A 501-nucleotide genomic window follows, 5' to 3' on the forward strand; every position below is an offset into this window, starting at 1 on the left:
GACCGGCAGCTCGGTGACCAAGGTCAAGAAGTGGATCGACAACCGCACCTTCAAGACCCGGGCCGAGGCCGAGAAGGCCAAGAAGGACCTCGAGCTCAAGACCACCGGCTGGTCCGGCGAGATCGTGTCCTTCGTGCCGAAGAACCCGGAGAACAGGAGCGTCGTCCGGAGCCGGCACGGCCGGGACTACCAGACGACCTACGTCAACGTCTTCGAGTGGCTCGCGGCTCAGAACGACTCCTTCCCCGCCGACACTCCCGAGGAAGCGCTGGCGCTGCTGAAGACGCTGCGTCGTGGCGACTCCACGGAGATCAAGACGTCGAAGGGCACCGGCGTCACCCAGACCCGGGTCTCCAAGGACGAGTTCTACTCGGCCCAGTACGGCGACGATCAGCTGCGGCTTTCGGCGGACCTGAAGTCGTTCTACATCGCGTACAACCACGGTTGGTACAAGTTCACCTTCTCCGTGAACTACGCGGTGAAGTACCGGCTGAAGGGCCA

1 protein-coding gene is annotated in these 501 nt (G+C 63.3%); it reads left to right on the forward strand.

Going from position 1 to position 501, the window contains the following annotated elements:
* Positions 1 to 501 (forward strand): hypothetical protein (locus tag Mth01_RS29475; RefSeq protein ID WP_204019230.1); only part of this gene is annotated, 501 nt, incomplete at both ends.

The organism is Sphaerimonospora thailandensis (assembly GCF_016863115.1).
GTDB lineage: Bacteria > Actinomycetota > Actinomycetes > Streptosporangiales > Streptosporangiaceae > Sphaerimonospora > Sphaerimonospora cavernae.